This is a genomic window from Cellulophaga sp. BC115SP (assembly GCF_009905545.1).
GTDB lineage: Bacteria > Bacteroidota > Bacteroidia > Cytophagales > Spirosomataceae > Flectobacillus > Flectobacillus rivi.
Genome location: NZ_JAAALB010000043.1, coordinates 1 through 19,703, shown reverse-complemented (window position 1 = coordinate 19,703; position 19,703 = coordinate 1). Strand labels below are relative to the sequence as shown.

At 39.1% G+C, this 19,703-nt stretch carries 15 protein-coding genes; 4 read left to right on the top strand and 11 right to left on the bottom strand.

The annotated features are described in order from the left end of the window. Window positions 1–119: 119 nt before the first annotated feature. From GVN22_RS22025 to GVN22_RS22015, 3 genes are all read right to left on the bottom strand, one after another. Complete coding sequence (locus GVN22_RS22025; protein WP_166553171.1) at window positions 120–512, bottom strand: VOC family protein; 393 nt, start codon at window positions 510–512, stop codon at window positions 120–122. Between the two features lie 34 nt (window positions 513–546). Next, on the bottom strand, window positions 547–1,002 hold the full coding sequence (locus GVN22_RS22020) for a GyrI-like domain-containing protein (protein ID WP_166553170.1): 456 nt from the start codon (window positions 1,000–1,002) through the stop codon (window positions 547–549). Window positions 1,003–1,137: 135 nt separating this feature from the next. Beyond that, on the bottom strand, window positions 1,138–1,473 hold the full coding sequence (locus GVN22_RS22015) for a helix-turn-helix domain-containing protein (RefSeq protein ID WP_166553169.1): 336 nt from the start codon (window positions 1,471–1,473) through the stop codon (window positions 1,138–1,140). 347 nt (window positions 1,474–1,820) lie between these two features. On the opposite strand from GVN22_RS22015, the gene GVN22_RS22010 reads away from it, so the two are divergent. Then, window positions 1,821–2,816, top strand: a complete 996-nt coding sequence (locus GVN22_RS22010; RefSeq protein ID WP_166553168.1) for a YhdH/YhfP family quinone oxidoreductase — start codon at window positions 1,821–1,823, stop codon at window positions 2,814–2,816. An 80-nt stretch (window positions 2,817–2,896) separates the two neighbouring features. On the opposite strand, the gene GVN22_RS22005 is transcribed toward GVN22_RS22010, so the two are convergent. The 3 genes from GVN22_RS22005 to GVN22_RS21995 form a co-directional block, all read right to left on the bottom strand. Next, on the bottom strand, window positions 2,897–4,717 hold the full coding sequence (locus GVN22_RS22005) for an FAD-dependent oxidoreductase (RefSeq protein WP_166553167.1): 1,821 nt from the start codon (window positions 4,715–4,717) through the stop codon (window positions 2,897–2,899). 162 nt (window positions 4,718–4,879) lie between these two features. Continuing rightward, entirely contained in the window at window positions 4,880–6,274 is a 1,395-nt protein-coding gene (gene lpdA / locus GVN22_RS22000; RefSeq protein WP_166553166.1) for a dihydrolipoyl dehydrogenase, read from the bottom strand. A gap of 323 nt (window positions 6,275–6,597) precedes the next feature. Further along, window positions 6,598–7,590 (bottom strand): DUF4382 domain-containing protein, encoded by a 993-nt coding sequence (locus GVN22_RS21995; RefSeq protein WP_166553165.1) that lies wholly within the window; start codon window positions 7,588–7,590, stop codon window positions 6,598–6,600. 373 nt (window positions 7,591–7,963) lie between these two features. Here GVN22_RS21995 and prfB point away from each other — a divergent pair. Together prfB and GVN22_RS21985 are read left to right on the top strand one after the other, a co-directional pair. Then, window positions 7,964–9,038, top strand: a protein-coding gene (gene prfB / locus GVN22_RS21990) for a peptide chain release factor 2 (RefSeq protein WP_166553164.1) whose coding sequence is annotated in 2 segments (ribosomal slippage) — window positions 7,964–8,023 and window positions 8,025–9,038 — 1,074 coding nt in all. Because the reading frame shifts where the segments join, the coding sequence is not laid out codon by codon here. Between the two features lie 568 nt (window positions 9,039–9,606). Beyond that, window positions 9,607–12,690, top strand: coding sequence for a glycoside hydrolase family 3 N-terminal domain-containing protein (locus tag GVN22_RS21985; protein WP_205691001.1), 3,084 nt, complete (start codon window positions 9,607–9,609; stop codon window positions 12,688–12,690). Window positions 12,691–12,707: 17 nt separating this feature from the next. Here the strand turns inward: GVN22_RS21985 and GVN22_RS21980 are convergent, their stop codons facing one another. From GVN22_RS21980 to GVN22_RS21960, 5 genes are all read right to left on the bottom strand, one after another. Then, window positions 12,708–13,475 (bottom strand): geranylgeranylglyceryl/heptaprenylglyceryl phosphate synthase, encoded by a 768-nt coding sequence (locus GVN22_RS21980; protein WP_166553163.1) that lies wholly within the window; start codon window positions 13,473–13,475, stop codon window positions 12,708–12,710. Continuing rightward, window positions 13,435–13,863 (bottom strand): hypothetical protein, encoded by a 429-nt coding sequence (locus GVN22_RS21975; RefSeq protein ID WP_166553162.1) that lies wholly within the window; start codon window positions 13,861–13,863, stop codon window positions 13,435–13,437. Before GVN22_RS21975 ends, GVN22_RS21980 begins: the two co-directional genes overlap by 41 nt. A 238-nt stretch (window positions 13,864–14,101) precedes the next feature. Further along, entirely contained in the window at window positions 14,102–14,440 is a 339-nt protein-coding gene (locus tag GVN22_RS21970; protein ID WP_166553161.1) for a phage holin family protein, read from the bottom strand. Window positions 14,441–14,511: 71 nt separating this feature from the next. Further along, window positions 14,512–17,097, bottom strand: a complete 2,586-nt coding sequence (locus GVN22_RS21965) for a M14 family metallopeptidase (RefSeq protein WP_166553160.1) — start codon at window positions 17,095–17,097, stop codon at window positions 14,512–14,514. A 171-nt stretch (window positions 17,098–17,268) separates the two neighbouring features. Continuing rightward, window positions 17,269–17,667 (bottom strand): TraR/DksA C4-type zinc finger protein, encoded by a 399-nt coding sequence (locus GVN22_RS21960; protein ID WP_240915740.1) that lies wholly within the window; start codon window positions 17,665–17,667, stop codon window positions 17,269–17,271. Window positions 17,668–18,110: 443 nt separating this feature from the next. Here GVN22_RS21960 and GVN22_RS21955 point away from each other — a divergent pair, with 443 nt between their 5' ends. Next, on the top strand, window positions 18,111–19,385 hold the full coding sequence (locus tag GVN22_RS21955; RefSeq protein WP_095166370.1) for a Glu/Leu/Phe/Val dehydrogenase: 1,275 nt from the start codon (window positions 18,111–18,113) through the stop codon (window positions 19,383–19,385). Window positions 19,386–19,703 lie beyond the last annotated feature (318 nt).

The window sequence follows — 19,703 nt, the reverse complement described above, 5'->3', positions numbered from 1 at the left end:
AGGCTATAGAGCTTTGACAACCTTTTTTTGTAAATAATTTTAAGAATTAAAGGATTTGAATGATGTATGCCTAAGAATGAAAATCACTAAATCTCCAATCGCTAACTCACTCAATATTCTCATCCCATCGGCGTACAAAGCTCTATCAAAAAGCCATCAATATCACGCACATAAGCTACTGCTTGTCCCCAAGGCTTTTGTTTGGGAGGTACTACCAAGATGGCGCCTGCTTCTATAGATTGTTGTACCAAAGCTTCAACATCATCGGTAGTAAAGCCAATTTCAATAGCGAAAGGTTTAGACGAAAGACTACTTTCCTGAAAACCCTCAGGCAAATTACTTGCTGCTAAAGATTTGTGCGCGAAAGATAAAGTTGTTTCACCTGTAATCAACTCGGCGTACGTGCTGTCGGGGCTGATAAACTTGGTAGTGAATTGAAAAGCTTTTTCATAAAATGCCACAGACTTTTCAACATCTGAGACATACAGAATGGTATAGGCAAACTTAATCATAGCAAATAGGATTTGAGTTTTGACGAAATAAATCTTATTCTATTCCTAATAAAATCTCTGAAACATTGTCGGCTGAAGTTAAATCGACCCAATGAATATACACTTCACGAACTTGATTGGTGGGTTTTGCGCCACTGCCATATAATTCCTTAAATAAAACTTCATATACAGCCTCGATATTACTGAAATCACCATGATGCACATGAGCCATAGCCTTGAAGCTTTCGTGTGTTGTCAAGGTATATTTTTCAGGTAATTCAACCTCTGCTTCATTGACAGGCAATGCGATTTCGAGTGTAAAAGGTTTGGTCGGGTCGCCAGAAGCATTCCAATAAATAAACTCTAAGGGCCCTTGTGCTTCTAAACCTAATTGAGATGCCGTTACGTACAGAGGTTCTACTTCTCGCATAGCTATAGTATTGACATGCGGTAGGGTAGTTTCAGTACTGTAAATAAAATACTTCTGAGCAGGGATTTGTTTTGTTGTCATTTTGATTGTGAAGTTTAAAGTATAAGAAGTTTTTGCAATGGGTTAAATCAATGTTCAACATCTAGCGTTTCATTGAAGACATGACAAAATAACTACTGCTCAGTGACAAGGGTATGTCAGTAGGGTCAAAAAAAATTACATATTTTGTAAAGTTTTTTCCTGATGAATACGTCCCCACTTTCGAATTTCCTTTACAATCGGGTAAAGCGTTTCTCCATATTCGGTCAAAGCATATTCCACACGTGGCGGAACTTCGGCAAAAACGGTTCTACTCAAAATACCATCTGCTTCGAGTTCATCTAATTGCTTGGCGAGCATACGTTCGCTAATGGTTGGAAGCGAGCGTTTCATTTCGCCAAATCGATTGACCCCTTTTTTGATAAGTACCAATAAAGTGGTTTTGCATTTTCCCTTCAAGACTTTCATAAATACATCTGAAGGACAGTTATATTCAACAAGATTTTTTTCCATTATTTCAAAAAATAAAACATTGATAGTCAGCAAAACTGCATTTTTTGTAAGTATCTGTACCCTTTGTAATTGCTTGACTTTCAGGGATATTTTGTAGAAGTTTATGACAGAAAGCAAAATAAATGAATTTTATCTGAAAGCAATCTAATGAGAGAGGTAAAGTTCAGTTGAGATATTGGGTAAGAATAGAAATTTTGAAATAACTCTTTGATTAGAAGTAATAGATAGATATATCATTAGTAATAATGAATTATTACGCTTTATGCAGTAAGTCATAGGCAAGCACAGTTTTGAGCTTAATGCATAAAGCTTAAAGCGGGCAAAATGCCCATTAACATAACAAAACTATGAGCCAATTTAAAGCCCTTGTGGTATCCGAAAATGCTGAAAAGCAATATGTAAGAACCATCACACAACGTAATATCGAAGACTTACCCGCAGGTGAGGTATTAATCAAAGTCCATTATTCTACTTTGAATTATAAAGACGCCCTATCCTCGATTGGAAACAAAGGCGTAACCCGTAATTATCCGCATACACCAGGGATTGATGCTTCGGGTGTCGTGGTTGAAAGTACCGATGCTAATTTTTCGGTTGGGCAAGAAGTATTAGTCACCAGTTATGATTTGGGAATGAATACATCGGGTGCTCTGGCCGAATACATTCGTGTACCTGCCAAATGGGTAATTGCTCTGCCAGCAGGATTGAGTCTTGCTGAAGCGATGATATTGGGTACAGCGGGTTTTACGGCAGGTTTATGTATTGATGCTTTGTTGAAATATGGGGTTAGTCCAGAAAAAGGCAAAGTGATTGTCACAGGTTCAACGGGTGGAGTAGGTATTTTATCGGTAGCTATTTTAGCAAAATTAGGCTTCGAGGTAGTGGCTGTCACAGGAAAGCCCGAAGCAGCGGAGTTACTCCAGCGTTTAGGGGCAACCGAGATTGTCAGCCGTGAAAGTTTGAATGATACCTCTGGTCGTCCAATGTTAAAGTCTATTTATGCAGGAGCAGTAGATACCGTAGGAGGGAATATCTTGGCAACTATTTTGAAGTCACTTCACTATGGCGGAGCTGTTGCAGCTTGCGGTCTGGTGGCATCTCCTGATTTACCTACTTCGGTATTTCCATTTATCTTAAGAGGCAATGCTCTGTTAGGTATAGATTCGGCCGAATGTCCTATGAGTAAACGTTTAGAAATTTGGCAGCATTTAGCCAGTGACTGGAAGTTAGACAACCTAAATTTAATTAGTCATGAGATTGGTTTAGAGGAAGTTCCAGCAAAATTAGACTTGATGTTACAAGGAAAAGCATTGGGGAAAAGCTTGGTTAAAATTATTGACTAAAATAGGATAATCCCGATAAAACCTTTTTCCGAAATTCATAGATTTATCTTTCTAGAATAGGTAAAAAATAGAAGGTAAATCTATGGATTTTTTGTGTTTTTTTCTTGTGCTAAAAAACCTTGATGATCGATTTTTTGATAAAAAGGATTTAATACTTTATCCACCAGATAGGCAAGTTCTCCTCTTTGGATAGTTCCTGTCGGAGGAAGATTTACTTGATGTTTTGGTGATATGTGGATAAATATGCTCGCCAATTGTGGATAACTCAGTGGATAACTTAACTCCGACTCTGTAAATGTGGGTAACTTGAGCTTAGGATAGTATGGTTTTAATCCTAGCAAGAAATCTTTCAACAAAATGGTGGAGTCTGGGTAGAACCATGTTTCATTCGACCATTTGTTGTTTTTACCTTCTCCCTTTAAGATACCTGTTGCTCCAATTTTTTGAATAGCTCTAAAATAAGGATGCTCAGGAGATACATCGATATAAGGCATCAGGTATGCTTTTTGGTTGACTAAGGTATTTTGTACTTTTCGAATAGATACCTTTTCTGGAGAAACCTTGTTTTGAACAGCAATACTAGCCAGCACGCCAGCCGCTTGTCCTATTTCCATGACAACAGGCTGAAGGCGTGAAGCTCCGTTGACAAGGTTGGATACGGAGATAGATTTTTCAGCAACGATAAGATTACTGACATTCTCAGGGATAAGGCTCCCCAAAGGAATATTGAAAGAAGGTACTGGAACAAAGTACAAATCGGGTGCTTTGGGGTTTTTGCCATGGTGCTGATCTATAGGATAATCTCCCACGGCGATACCTGTACGGTAAAGTGGTTCGGCTTGGGTAAATGGTTTTTCAAGATGATTCATATTGATGCGTGCAAGTCCTTTGATACGTCTACTTTCGCGGTGATAGGGAATCATAGGAAGAGAATCTTTTGTTTCAAAAACATCAGCTAATCCGAGGGTATTCCAGCCTAATTCGGTTTGCATGAAGTACACAAAATTTCGGGTATGCTCTTTGGCTTTAATAATGGCTTGTTTGCGTTGTTCGGCATTCATATCAACCATATTAGCATAATAATCATTGCCATGAATTGGCCAATTAATCATGTACATGTCATTTTGTAGCTTCCCATACGTTTTCATTTTTTCACAATCCCAAAGCCGAGGCATTTGTTTGTCAGGGCATAATTTTTCGCAAGCACAAATAAAATCCTCTCTACGATAATCAGCAGAAGGGCTTACAGGCTTTTGAACCTGATGGTAGTCTTTTAGTACAGCCACGTATGTCAAGTCCTGAATAATGTCATTGGCTTTCTGAGGAGCTACTCTTTCCTGATAGGTACTTTGAGCATCCATTCCTAAGTCATATTTTACCCCTAAGAGAGCTGCAACATCGCCTAACTCAGTAGCATCGATAAGGATTTTGGCCTGAATAGTTTCGGGGGTATTTCCTGCTAAAGAGACAAGCCAGTTGTTATTCTGAGCAATAATCTGGGTATATCGAGTGCCCAATAAGATATGAAGGTTTGATTCTTTACTACACATCTCGGAAAGGATCTGTTGTCCTACTTGGGGCTCGAACATCACTTGGCTTACCCAACCTGTTTGTAGAGCTGTGGCTGTACCATAATGTTTGACAAGTGCATTTTTGAATTCTGCCCAAAGCCCACTTGGTAAATGATGATTACCATCTATGGCACTGACCCCCGCCGAAGTAAGCATTCCGCCGAGCCAAGCTTCCTCTTCAATAATGGTAACCTTTACGCCCAACCGAGCAGCTTGAATACCTGCCATCACGCCACTAGCACCTCCACCAATCACAAGAACATCTGTTTTTAGCTGTGCGAAACTCCAAAGAGGAATAAAGTATATAAAGAGGAGTGCAAATTTTTTCATAAATGATAACATCTTGAGAAGACTCATAAAATGATAAAAGTAGAAGGGCAATTCAGTTATTTCAAATCATCTTCTGCCTTTTAATTTTATTCTAAGTTATATAAAAAACAAAGGCCGTGTAGAGGGTTCTACACGGCCTTTATAGAAGAATATCAACGCTGATTATAAGTCAACAGCACAGCCATAAGCTGCTTCAGTTGCACCTTTGATAGCCTCAGAGATAGTTGGGTGAGGGTGAACAGCTGTCATGATTTCATGAGCAGTAGTTTCAAGGCGACGAGCCACAACTACTTCAGCAATCATTTCAGTTACGTTGTAACCAATCATGTGTGCACCTAAGAATTCACCGTATTTTGCATCGAAAATTACTTTCACAAAACCGTCTCTAGCACCAGCAGCAGTAGCTTTACCAGATGCTACAAATGGGAATTTACCCACTTTAATTTCGTATCCAGCTTCTTTTGCTTTTTTCTCAGTAAGACCTACAGACGCAATTTCTGGAGAGCAGTAAGTACAGCCTGGAATATTGCTATAGTCTAATGGGTGTACTGGGTGGTTAGCGATTTTTTCTACACAGATAATACCTTCAGCAGAAGCAACGTGAGCCAATGCAGGACCTGGCGTAACATCACCGATAGCATAGTAGCCAGGGATGTTAGTTTCGTACCATTGGTTAACCAAGATTTTGCCTTTGTCAGTAATGATACCAACATCTTCCAAACCTACGTTTTCAAGGTTAGAGATAACACCAGCAGCCGAAAGAACGATGTCACAGTCGATTGTGATATTACCAGAAGGAGTTTTTACCGATACTTTACAACCTTCACCAGCTGTATCTACAGATTCAACAGATGAGTTAGTATGAATATCGATACCTAATTTTTTGTATTGTTTAGCCAATTCTTTAGATACGTCCTCGTCTTCAACAGGAACGATGTTTGGCATAAATTCTACAATCGTCACCTTTGTACCCATAGCTGCGTACACGTAAGCAAACTCAACACCGATTGCTCCAGAACCGATTACAACCAATGATTTTGGTTGAGTTTCAAGAGACATTGCTTTACGGTAGTCGATTACTTTTACGCCGTCGATAGGGATATTTGGCAAAGCTCTAGCACGTGCGCCAGTAGCAATCATGATATTTTTGGCATCATATACTGTAACAGCACCATCGGCAGCGGTTACTTCTACTTTTTTGCCAGGTTTTACTTTACCGTTACCCATGATTACGTCAATTTTGTTCTTCTTCATCAAGAATTGAACACCTTTGCTCATGGAATCGGCAACGCCACGTGAACGCTTGATAACAGCACCGAAATCTGCGCTAGCTTCAGAAACAGTGATACCGTAATCAGAAGCATGTTTGATGTATTCAAAAACTTGCGCTGATTTCAATAAAGCTTTAGTAGGAATACAGCCCCAGTTCAAGCAGATACCTCCCAACGATTCGCGTTCTACTACGGCACATTTCAAACCCAACTGAGACGCACGAATTGCAGCTACATATCCACCTGGTCCTGAACCAATCACTATTAAATCATAAGTTGTTGCCATTTTGTTCTATTTTAAAGGGAAAAGTACAATTTGGCTACAAATATAGTTATAAGCTGTCAACTGCTAAGTGATTAATTACAAGTTTTTGGCTAAACTTATACAGTTTATACTTCATCTATCAATTTTGATAACTTCAAGGTATTGAGGAAGAAGTATAAATATTCAAAAGCAGTAAACCCTCTCAGTAAAAAACGAAATCCTCCTCCGAAAATTCGAAGGAGGATTGTCAAAACAAATTAAGTTAAGATATAAATTCAAGGTATAAGCACTCGTCAACCAGTGTTTTTCGGATAAAAAATGAGCTGTTTATAATCTATTGCTTTTTACAAGCCTAAAAAACCTTTGATAGATAGTGATAAACGTACCTCTGTGCTACTTTTTACCGAAAGTTTTGTCAAATCAAGATTTCCTGAAAGGTTCAAGAATGAGTTTAGTGCTACAGACGAATTAGCATCGCCCGAGCTTTTGAAGGAAGCAAAATGGATTTCGTAATCTCCTTCTTCCAAGAATGATACCTTAAAATTACCTGCGGCATCTACCTTGGCACTCGATACGGCATTCTTAAACTCTACTGAACTTTCTCCCTGACCCTTTGTTTCAACGTTTTGGTTAAATTCCCCTTTTTTATACACAAAGGCTACTACATTGCCCATTGTGGCTGCGTTATAACCACTTACTTGTCCAGAAATAGTACCTGTAGCCGTTTTGTTTACCACTCGAATCGAAGATTGTAACTCGCCGTAGGTTACAAAAGAGTATTGTTTTTGTGCATTTTCATTGAATGTTTTAATCGCTTTGCGTAAATCAAAATCTACCATCAAATCGGTTGTGCCATCCTGACTAATGGTAAAAGGTTTTGTATTTAGGTCAAGATAGTTACGGGCATTTCCCGAAATAACTAGTTTACTTTTTGTACCATCAGCCTTAAGAATGTAAGACCCTGGTGCATTTCCCATTGCATCTTTTTCATAATCAAAGAAAAAAGTCAATTTTGAATAAGTACCTGCTTGTAACTGCCCTTCGCCTAGCGTTAGGAAATTTCCGTTGTTAAGTTCTGCAATATTGACCGTTTTAGGACCTTTGAAAGCATCGAAAACTCTACCATCAACACGTACTTCAGTGATTGTAACAAAAGCACCTTTTACTTCGGCATTGTCGATAGGAGCATCCGTCACGCCAATGCGTACTTGACCTTTGGGTGCGTTAGGGTCTTGCTGAACAGGCTCGATGCTATCTTCGTTTTTGCTACAAGACCATTGAATCATACCAGCGCCCATTACAGCTAGGGCCAATGTAAGGAATTTGTTAGTTTTCATAAATAAGGAAAAATTTAAGGGAATAAAGTAAAGGACGTAAAGCCATCGTTTGAAGACTTTTGTACTTAACTAACGATAAGAATTGTGACTCAGATTTAATTATCACCCAATGATGTGGTCAAAAAAAGGCAACGTTTTTCTAAAACACTCATTTTAAACTTTTTCAGAAAAACCACTTTAGATGCTGCTTCACATGATTGGGTGACGAAATAGAGATATGAGAATTGGCTTTCGGAATAAAATTTGCCATTCCTATTTTAACCAATTACCACAAATTCGAAATCCAATATCCTTAATCCGAATACCGAAGTCGCTGTTATTTCTTCCCTAAAAATGCACTATCTTTGCACCTCAATTAAAACAATCAAACAACATGACAAGAGACAGGTTCAATGACCTGAAAGCCAGAGTAGAGGCTTTGAGGAGGTATCTTTGACTACGATAACAAGAAGTACCAAATTTCAGAATTAGAAACCATCACGCTAGATCCTGAATTTTGGAATGACCCCAAAAAAGCAGAAAGTATCATGCGCCAAATGCGTGAATTGAAATTCTGGACTTCGGGTTTTGACAAAGCCAATGGACACTTGGGGGATTTAGAAACTATTTTTGAGTTTTATGACCTTGGCGAAGCTTCAGAAGAAGAGGTAGATGCCGAAGGAGAGAAACTTGAAACCCAACTTGGTGAACTCGAATTCCGCAAAATGATGTCTGATGAAGGCGATAATATGTCTGCTGTACTAGAAATCAATGCAGGAGCAGGAGGGACAGAGTCGCAAGACTGGGCTGCTATGCTGATGCGTATGTATATCATGTGGGGCGAAAAAAACAACTTCAAAGTAAGAGAAGTAGACCATAACGATGGCGATGTAGCGGGTGTTAAATCCGTGACACTCGAAATTGATGGCGAATTTGCCTATGGAAATCTTAAGTCCGAAAATGGTGTACACCGCTTAGTTCGTATCTCTCCGTTTGACTCCAATGCTCGTCGTCATACCTCTTTTGCATCTGTCTATGTATATCCATTGGCCGATGATACGATTGAAATTGACGTAAATCCCGCAGATATTGAATGGGATACTTTCCGTTCGGGAGGAGCAGGTGGTCAGAACGTAAACAAAGTAGAAACCGCAGTACGTTTAACACACAAACCTTCGGGAATTATTATTGCTTGTCAGCAAGAGCGTTCACAGCTACAAAACAAGGAGGTTGCCCTACGATTATTGAAGTCAAAACTCTATCAAATCGAAATCGAAAAGCGTAATGCTGCTCGTGCCGAGGTAGAAGCAGGAAAGAAAAAGATTGAATGGGGTTCACAAATCCGTAGTTATGTCCTCGATGACCGTCGTGTAAAAGACCATAGAACCAATTACCAGACTTCTAATACAGATGCTGTATTAAATGGCGAAATCAACGAATTTATCAAAGCTTATTTGATGGAACAATAGTTTCAGGTGAATTGAGTGAATGAGAGCTTGAGCGATTTAGTGATTATTAAAAATACATTGTCATTGGTAGAGACGCAATGCTTTGCGTCTTAAGCCGAGTTAGACATAGCATATTATTACCCCAAAAGCGGTCGGAAAAACAATTTCTGACCGCTTTTTTTAATGAAATTGATTTAGTGGCAACTCTTGTAGTTGCTATTTTGAAGGCAGCAACTGCAATGGTTGCCACTACATTAAAAATACTAATCAAAAGAATTCTTTTTAACAAAATGAAATCCTTCATAACAACCCTAATTTATGACTCACAATGCCACATGAATACATAAATAAGTAAAATCACTCAAACCCTCCATCACAATTCACGCAATTGATAATAAGTTTGGTTTCAGGTTTTTAATGCCAAAGTATTTATGGTAAATTTGTAATTTAAAAGAAAATTTGTTTTGTGGAATTAGGCTTGAGGAGTGGTTTTTGTGGAAAATGATTGTCAAAACGGACAATAAAAGATAACCTAGCCATTGAATTCGTTTAGTTTAGCAATAGACTGAATAGGAAATTAGAGAAGAAGATGTTGAAAAGATTATTAGCGTTAAGTTGTATTATAACTCTATTGTTAGGTGCCATCGTTGTGGCAACAGATGTTTCGTCGGCTTCACCGCTTGAACAGCAAAGAGCCCGGAAGCGTCGCCATGTGAGTCGCAAAAGTAGTCGTTCACGCAAAAGTCGTGCACGTGTGCGACGTGTGGCAATAGCGCACCCAATTGCGAATATGGTTTTTACACCGCCAACAGCTCCTCTTTTTAATACCAACAGTATTTTACTAGAAAATCAATGGGTTGATAGTGTATTTTCAACTTTGACAGATGACCAAAAAATAGGTCAGTTTTTCATGTTGGCTGTACATCCCAATAATGGAGAAGGACATTTCAAAAAAGTTGAAACTCTTGTCAACAATTATGGAGTAGGAGGAGTAATTTTCTTCAAAAGCGAACCTCACCTTCAAGCACAAATCAATAACCGTCTTCAATCACAAGCTCGTGTTCCTTTATTAGTATCCATCGATGGCGAATGGGGTTTGGCTATGCGTATGAATTATACGATGGCTTTTCCGAAACAAATTACCCTTGGTGCGATTCAAGACAACGACTTGATTTATCGTATGGGGCAAGAAATTGCTCGTCAATGTAAGCGTTTGGGTGTGCATCTCAATTTTGCTCCAGTAGTAGATATCAACAGCAATCCTAATAATCCGATTATTGGACACCGTTCTTTCGGTGAGCTACGCGAGAATGTAGCTGCCAAAAGTAGTGCTTATATGCGTGGTATGCAGGCCGAGCAATTATTGGCTTGTGCCAAGCATTTTCCGGGGCATGGCGATACACATGGAGACTCACATCGTACCTTACCTCAATTGGCTTATAGTGCACAACGCCTCAAGGATATGGAGTTGTATCCTTTCCAACGATTGATTAATGATTCTATCAAGTCTGTTATTGTTGGACACCTCCAAGTACCAGTATATGATTGGAAACCTGCCACGCTTTCTTCAACGATTGTGACAAATTTGTTGAAACAAGAAATGGGTTTCAAAGGATTAGTTATTACTGATGCCTTAAATATGCGTGGAGTTCAAACATCTCCTCATATACCCGGTGGCGTAGATTTGCAAGCGTTTTTGGCAGGAAATGATATTTTGTTATACTCTGAAAATATTCCAGAAGGTATCAAAAAAATCAAAGAAGCCATTACCAATGGCACCATTCCACAAGCAGAGGTAGATTATAGAGTAAAGAAAATTTTACATGCTAAATATTGGGTAGGGTTAAACAAATTCAAATATGTTGAGACTACTAACCTATATCAAGACCTTCATACACAAGAGGCAGCAGCCATTCGTCAAGAGTTATTCAATGGTGCTGTGACTTTGGTGAAAAATGACCAGACTTTACTTCCAATGAGTGGAGGAGACAAAAAATTGGTTTCAGTCGGTCTTGATATCAGTCCTGATAATAGTTTTGAAAGGGCTTTGGATCAATACGGTAACTTCCAACATTTTACTAGCGGAGGCAAAAATTCTGAGGCATTTTATAATGAAGTCCTTCGCTCAGTAGACTCAACTAGCACGGTGGTTGTTGGTATTCATGATTTAAAAAATACCCCATATACGCGCTACGGAGTAAGTACTTCAATGCAGGAGTTTATCAAAAAACTAGAAAAGAAAACCAATGTCATTCTATGTGTTTTTGGAAACCCTTACAGTTTAAAATATTTCAACGAGTCTAAAACCGTAATTTGTGGCTACGAGGATGTGTCTGAAGCGCACAAAGCAGTTGCTAATGTGATTTTTGGTAGACTTTCAGCCAAAGGAAAACTTCCAGTATCTGTAGAAGGATTGTACAAAGCAGGAGATGGTATTATTACCAATCAAACAGGATTGGTACAAGATGGTAACCCCGAAGGTTTGGGTTTTAATACCACAACACTTAACCAAATAGATACGATTGTTCAGAGTGCCATTGAGCAAAAAGCCTTCCCTGGCTGTCAAGTGGTGGTAGCTCGTAAAGGACAAATTGTATATCAGAAAAACTTCGGACGACTAAGTTATGAGTCGTCCAGCAATCCAGTCAACGACCAAACCATTTATGATTTGGCATCAGTGACCAAAGTATCAGCCACCTTACAAGCCATTATGGCTTTATACGATCAAAAGAAAATAGACCTTGAACAAAAGGTCTCTTTTTATTTAGAGGAGTTACGTGGCACCAATAAAGAACATATTACCATCAAAGATGTGCTTTGGCATCAGGCAGGGTTAGTAGCCTATATCCCTTTTTGGAGCCGTACGCGTACGCCACTAGGCTGGAAAAATGAATATTACAGCAATATCGAATCGTCAGAATACCCATTGCAAGTAGCTGAAGGAATGTATGCCAAAACTGTCATTCGTGATTCTGTTTGGCATTGGGTAATTCAATCGTCATTGACTGGAAAAAAAGACAAAGAAGGACATTACGGATTTGTCTACAGTGATTTGGGTTTGATTATGATGCAACATTTAGTAGAAAAAGTATCAGGTCAACCTTTGGATATTTTTGTAAAAAACACGTTTTATCAACCATTAGGGCTAGCTACTACGGGCTATAATCCTTTACAACGTTTTCCAAAAGTTCAGATGGCACCGACTGAAAACGATAAGGTATTTAGAGAGAGATTATTACAAGGAACGGTACAAGACCAAACTGCTGCCATGTTGGGAGGTGTATCTGGACATGCAGGCTTGTTTAGTTCAGCAAAGGATTTGGCTATTTTGATGCAAATGAATTTACTCAAAGGCTCGTATGCTGGCAAAAAGTACTTGGAAGAAAGTACTGTCGAATATTTTACCCAAACCAAATCTCCAAGAAGTCATCGCTCATTGGGCTGGGATAGATTGCCCTCAGGAGGCTCTAGTAGCTATATATCTTCTTTGGTATCACCCACCTCTTATGGACACTCAGGCTATACTGGCACGCTTGTATGGGTAGACCCAACCAAGGAAATCGTATTTGTATTTTTGTCTAACAGAGTAAATACTTCAGCTGAAAACACCAAAATCAATACATTAGGTATTCGTAGAAAAGTAATGGATGTGGTTTATAAAGCGCTTAAATAGGGTAGAAATATCAGTAGTCAAATAGAAGCTTGATTATATTTTTCAAAAACCTTTGCTACTTCTTCCAAAAACTCTGGTTTGTCCTCAAAGGCATTGCCAATCGTGATAATATCTGCCCCTGCTTCTAGGGCTTGAGCTACCTTTTCAGGCGTATTTAGTCCTCCTCCTACAATCAACGGAATATCAATCATCCCTCTCACTGTCTTAATCAATTTGGCAGGGACTGGAATTTCGGCTCCACTACCTGCATCCAAATAAATTAATTTCATCCCTAAATATTGTCCAGCCAAAGCAGTACAAGCGGCAATATCTGGTTTGTTATTTGGAATTGGCGTGGTATTAGACATATACGAGACCGTCGTCGGGCGACCACTCTCAATAAGCAAATAACCTGTCGATAACACCTCTAGCTGGCTTTGTTTGAGCAAAGGAGCAGCAACCACATGTTGACCAATCAAAAACTCAGGATTTCGTCCAGAAAGCAATGACAAAAACAAAATGGCATCGGCTGATGGCTCGATATGCAAGCTATTTCCTGGAAAAAGAATGACAGGCTTAGAAGTCTGCGATTTAATTTGACTAATCACAGACTGGATAGAAGGTGTGGTAATTAAACTGCCACCCACCAAAAAGAAATCTATTGGATAGGTATTACAAAGAGCCAATAACTTCGATAAAGCGTCTTCATCCACTTTATCAGGGTCGATAAGCACCGCTAGCGCCTTTTTTCGTTGCTCTTTAAAGCTATTCAGTTGTTGGAGTAAGGTTGTTGTTGTCGTCTGCATCAGCATTAATAGATTCTTTCATCAGCGAAATCGCTTCTAAGATTTTGTCTTTAGCAATGGCAATCAAAAAAGACATGATATATCCTTTGATTGAGCTAATAATCCATGACTCTTCTTTGGGTTCTTTAACGGCTACGGGAAGATTGGTATTTTCATCGTAGACGATTTCTTTCACCTTCGTTTTTTTATCGGCAGGCGAAAGCCATCTGAACAATAAATAAGTGCCAAACAAAACACCACCAATGACCAAAGTGGCTGTACCGACTTTAGTAGCTTCGGTTTTGAGAGTGATTACTTGCGTGTCGATTTTATTTTTATATTCCTGTGCTTCTTGCTGCAATTGCTCCTTGCGAGCAGCTGTGTTTGGTGAACTCAATGCTGGTAACATAAGGGATAGGGCTTTTATCTCGAAAGATTTGAATGAAAAACGATTGATAAACCTTTTGATTCAAACGAAAAACACATTTCTAAACATTGAAAAATTAAGGTATAAATGTTTAGAAAAATACCAATCAATGCATCAAGCGCTTCTACAACCCTTAGGTGTGGAAAGCTCTTTGCGTTCAAAACTAGGAAAAAAAGTATTCTTTTCTGTGAAAATTCTTCAAAAATGAGTTTCCGAGCTACTATTCAACTGTATTAGTTGAGGGAGCTTTGAGCGGTTCGTTTTCCTGTAAAGGTTGTTTGAGAAGAAAAAATACAAGCCCTGTAATGATACCAAGTAGGCTTGTGACAATCACAAATCCTAAAAAGTCACTATGCGTAAGATGATTTAGGTAAAGGGCAAAAGTAATGAAGACAAAGACAAGGAAAATGGCAGAAACTATGCCCAAAACAAGCAGTAACACCAGCTTTTTGATGGCTGCTTCAATGCGTTCTTGAACTTCAATCTGAGTTAGTTCAATTTGAGTTTGTACGTATTTGTACAAATTATCGACCAAGCCGTTGGGTTCTAAAAGTTTCATATTTTTGAATCAGCCCGAACCTTAGTTCGGAGGTTTATGGATGAACTCCGAACTAAGGTTCGGGCTATATATTAGTCTTCGTCGCCCCCTCTGATACCAGAAAGGATATTGCTTCCGAAGAAAATAGCATTCAAAAATAACTTATTAGTTCCATACCAAAAAGCTCTGAAGTTAGGATTGTCAGTCATCACGATAACTTTTCCTGCTCCGTAAGCTGTAGCAACTACCGCTGGAGTGTTCTTCATGGTCTTTTTGTTTGGCTCTGTAATGTACCCACTAACCAATGGGTCGTTAGCGTAAATTAATGGAGCATTGTACGGATCTTTGATTTTTTCTAAGAAAATCGTATTGTCCTTAAATACACTCAAAGTAGGCTCTTTGTAGCCATAACCAATTGGGTGAGTTGGGTCTAATTTTACTTGAAAAATAGCTCCAGCAATTAATTGAGCGCCTTTGTATCGTTCAGCCAAAGCATAAGGTTTTGGGCTAGAAGTAGTATCTGCTGGCGTATTTTTGATTTTTACTGGCGAAAGTCCTTTCGAAGCTACCCATGGTACAGCATCTGTTACGGCGATTAGTGTACCACCTGCACGTACCCAGTTTTTGATTTTCTCATCGTTCAAGGCGCTATACTCACCACTCGATAAAATCAAGGTATTGTATTTGTCAAGACTCATGCGGTTTACTTGTGCAATATCAGACATCGTCAATGGTAGGTTTACACGAGTATCCAACAAATGCCAAATTTCTCCTGCATCGTTAGGATTGATACCTGCTCCTGTAATCATCAATGGGCGTGGTGCGCGCATTGGGGCAAAATAACTACTTCCTAAGTCTATCCCCGTTGGCGTTAGGCCTGTTGGAGCAGCGTAGAAATCAATACCATCTCTTTCAGCCAATTTTTCTAGTAACGTTCGTAATCCGTCGAGATTGCTGAGTTGGTTACCGCCAGCGGTAATTTCTACAGTACCATAGTCAAAAGACTTAGTGCCGCCTTCGATTACACCTGTAAATGGCTCTGTGGCAACTTTAAGCTTATAGCCTTTCTTCTGTAATTCATACGCAGCACGTGGTGCAAAATATCCATCCCATTCAAACAAGTAAGCGTAATTGCTTGTACCAACTACACGACCTTTAGGGAATTCATTTTTGGATAACTTCTCGCCTAAAGCTACAGGCGTTTTAGCTTCGCCATAAGGTACGTTGAAACACAATGGCATTCCCCATGCTGAAATATCATAGAAAAGTGAATCTTCGAATTTGGTACGTTTTTCAAAAATACCCTGTGCCAAACGATACTGTGGTTGTGAAAGTGGCACTACATACGAATTTTCTTTTTTGAATGATTTACCTTCTACTATTTCATCTTTTGACAAACGATACACTTCAATGTCGTGCTGACGTAGAATACGGATCATTTCATGAGTCTTCACATGGTCTGTTGTATTACCAAAAACGTAGGCTTGCGTAGCGCTAGGATTTTTCTCCTGATAAAACGAGCGTTGGTAATCTAACAATTCTTGACGCATTGCTTTTGCGGCACGTAAGGTAGAAAGCGTTGTTGTAAATTGGTTACGAATCGTAAAGGCAAAACTCATCGGTCCATTAGGTGTATCTTGTAAGTGTCCACGTGAACTTGCTTGCTCAAACAAGATACCAATACAACCTTGTGCATCTGGGAAGGTCGAACCTTTTCCGTAATAAAAATCATCGTAACCTTCTTTGGTAAAATACAAAGAGCCGATTTTGTCCAAAGCAGAAGCATGGAATTTTCCGATTTTCTCGGTTAGTTCAATGTTTTTCTTTGGCGTAATCGGGTGCGTACGTGCTGGAATACCTGGCTGGAAAAAGAATGACGAGCCGCTTCCCATTTCATGGTGGTCAGTCAAAATATTAGGCTTCCATTCGTGGTATTTCACAATACGACCTTTACTTTCAGGGTGCTGAGTGTATAACCAGTCACGGTTAAGGTCAAACCAATAGTGATTGTAGCGACCACCTGGCCAAGTTTCATTCAACTCACGACTGTTGGGGTCAGCTACTAAGTTCATACTTTTATTAGCATTTACCCAGCTCGAAAAACGCTCGCCACCATCAGGGTTGATGCGTGGGTCAACCAAAATCACCGACTCATTTAATACTGAATCAATCTCTGCACCTTGTGCTGCTGCTAAATAATACACCGCCAAAGGAGAGGCATTAGTACCACTAGCTTCGTTACCATGTACCGAATAGCCCATCCAAACAACGATTGGCATATCTGCCGTTTTGAGGCTAGATGACTTATCTGGTTCAACAAGTTTGTGGTGTTCAGCTTTGATCTGGTCGATATTGGCCAAATTTTTTGGAGAAGAAATAGTTAGGAGGAGTAATGGACGGTTTTCGTAAGTTCTTCCGTATTCGACTAACTTGACACGATTAGATACTTCAGCAACTTTTTTCATATATCCAACAAGTTGTTCATGCTGGATATGCCATTCGCCTACTTGGAAGCCAAAATATTGCTGTGGCGTTGGAATGGCTGGGTCATATTTGACATTTTGTGGTAAATAATAGCTGTCTGCTACTTGAGCAAACGACAAATGACTAAGCATTAAAAGCAAAAAAGCGGTTGCCCGCTTTAATATGCTAATGCTAAACGAGTAGCGGTAATTCATAGTGTGAAAAGTTGGTTGATAAAGAAAGACGATAAAAATTTGAGCACCATCTTGTGTGTTGGCGCTTATATAAAGTTTTCAAAAAATAAATGCACACGAATTACCAAAAGATTTTCTAGCAGCTAGATAACCTTTAAGTAAAAGCACTAGAAACTCAGTGGACAAACGTTACTAACGTTGCTTCATGAGTTTTGCTTCGATGGTTTGTTGAGTATGAGGAACTGCTCTCAAACGCTCTTTTGGAATCAACTTGCCAGTATCAATACAAACACCATAAGTGCCATTTTTGATACGAATCAAGGCATTTTCCAACTGCGTTGCAAATTTTTGTAAACGAGCAGCCAATTGGCTCATACTTTCCTTTTCAGAAGTATCAGCACCATCTTCCATCAACTTTGAGCTTCCCGAAGTCACATCAGTACCTGGGTCGTTACGCTTGTGTAGAGCTTCACGGATGTAATTTAATTCACTACGAGTGTCATCTAATTTTTTAGTGATTAGCTCTTCAAACTCCTTCAATTCCTCTTCAGAGTAGCGTGTTTTTTCTTCTGCCGAACCTGTATTCATCATAATTGTACCAATGATTTTAGTGAGTCAAAATCCCTTTGCGTAGGGAACATCCTTAAAATTGCGCAAATATACGTGGTAAATTTTTAGTAATTGAAATATTTCAAGAAATAATAAAAATTTTCCCAAAAATAACAATTTGGTAATTTACCAATTTTGCCAATGGTTATTTGGTAAATGCTTGTATTACCCATAAAGTTAAAAAGCAAAAATGAAAAATTGTGTAAAATTGTGTTTTTGGCTAAAAAATCGGGTATTTCTACTTACAGACCAGACACTTGACATTCTCGTTTAAGGGTTGCAATATTGTGAATATTTCATTAACAAATTGATTTTTTGGAAGTTTATTTTGTATTTTATAAAGAACGAGCTGGTAGTTAATTTATGAGAAAAATCACTCAATTTTTTATAAAACTTAATAGATTTCAACAAACTGTGATAATGCTATGACATACATAGAACCAGCTCCTATCAAAGATAAGGAGAACCCTTTAGAATCCATGATGCAACGATTTGACAAGGCTGTTGAGTTGTTAGGTATCTCTGAAGAAATGTACTATATCTTGAAAGTACCCGCACGCCAAGTAACGGTTGGATTACCTATTACCATGGACGATGGAAGAATCAAAGTGTTTGAGGGTCACAGAGTTATACACTCAAATATTCTTGGGCCAGCCAAAGGAGGTATTCGTTTTGACCCAGCTGTAAACATCGACGAGGTTCGTGCTTTGGCAGCTTGGATGACTTGGAAATGTGCCGTTGTGGATATTCCTTACGGTGGTGCAAAAGGTGGTATTGCTTGTAACCCACGCGAAATGTCTGCGGGTGAAATGGAGCGTTTGATGCGTGCTTACACGGTAGCTATGTTAGATGTATTCGGCCCAGATCGTGATATTCCTGCGCCTGATATGGGTACTGGTCCTCGTGAGATGGCTTGGTTGATGGACGAATACTCCAAAGCAAAGGGTATGACTGTAAATGCTGTCGTAACTGGTAAACCACTTGTATTGGGCGGATCGTTGGGTCGTACAGAGGCAACAGGTAGAGGTGTGATGGTTTCGGCTATGGCTGGTATGGACAAACTAAAAATTAATCCATATAAGGCTACTGCGGCTATTCAAGGTTTTGGAAATGTTGGCTCCCATGCGGCTATTTTGTTACATGAAAGAGGGGTAAAAGTAGTGGCTATCTCTGATATTTCGGGTGCCTATTACAACGAAAATGGTATCGATATCGAAGGTGCTATCAAATATAGAGACTTGAATCGTGGTACTTTAGAAAACTTCCCAGGAGCAGAAAAAATCACTAACGAACAGCTTTTGACGTTGGATGTAGATGTATTAGTACCTGCTGCTAAAGAAGACGTTATTACACACGATAATGCTAGCTTTATTCAGGCAAAAATGATTGTAGAAGGTGCTAACGGTCCAACTTCGGCATCAGCTGATGATATTATCAATGAAAAAGGAATCTTGGTTGTACCTGATATTTTGGCGAATGCTGGTGGTGTAACCGTATCGTATTTTGAATGGGTACAAAACCGCATGGGCTACAAATGGAATCTTGACCGTATTAACCGTCGTTCAGACCGTATCATGAAAGATTCTTTTGACAAGGTATTCCTAACTTCTCAACAATTTAATGTTCCGATGCGTATTGCTGCCTATATCGTAGCTATCAAAAAAGTAGCTGATACCTACAAATTTAGAGGTGGATATTAATCGTATTGAGTGATTTTAACGTATCTGTAGAGACGCAAGTATTGCGTCTTACTCCGTATTAAACATGAGTCATCCCGAATTTAGCGATTTAGTGATTTAGCGAATGAGTGATTAATTTAAAATTTGTATTTCATCAGTAGAGACGCAATGATTGCGTCTCAAGCCATTCATATCTAGCATAGTAGCATTAAACATGAGTCATCCCGAATTTTGTTGTGCGAAGTAGCACCATAGCATGTTTTGGATGGCAGTTCTCAATCGATAAATCGGTGTCAAAGCATTTTGGCACCGATTTCCTGTTCTATGGGCATATTGCTT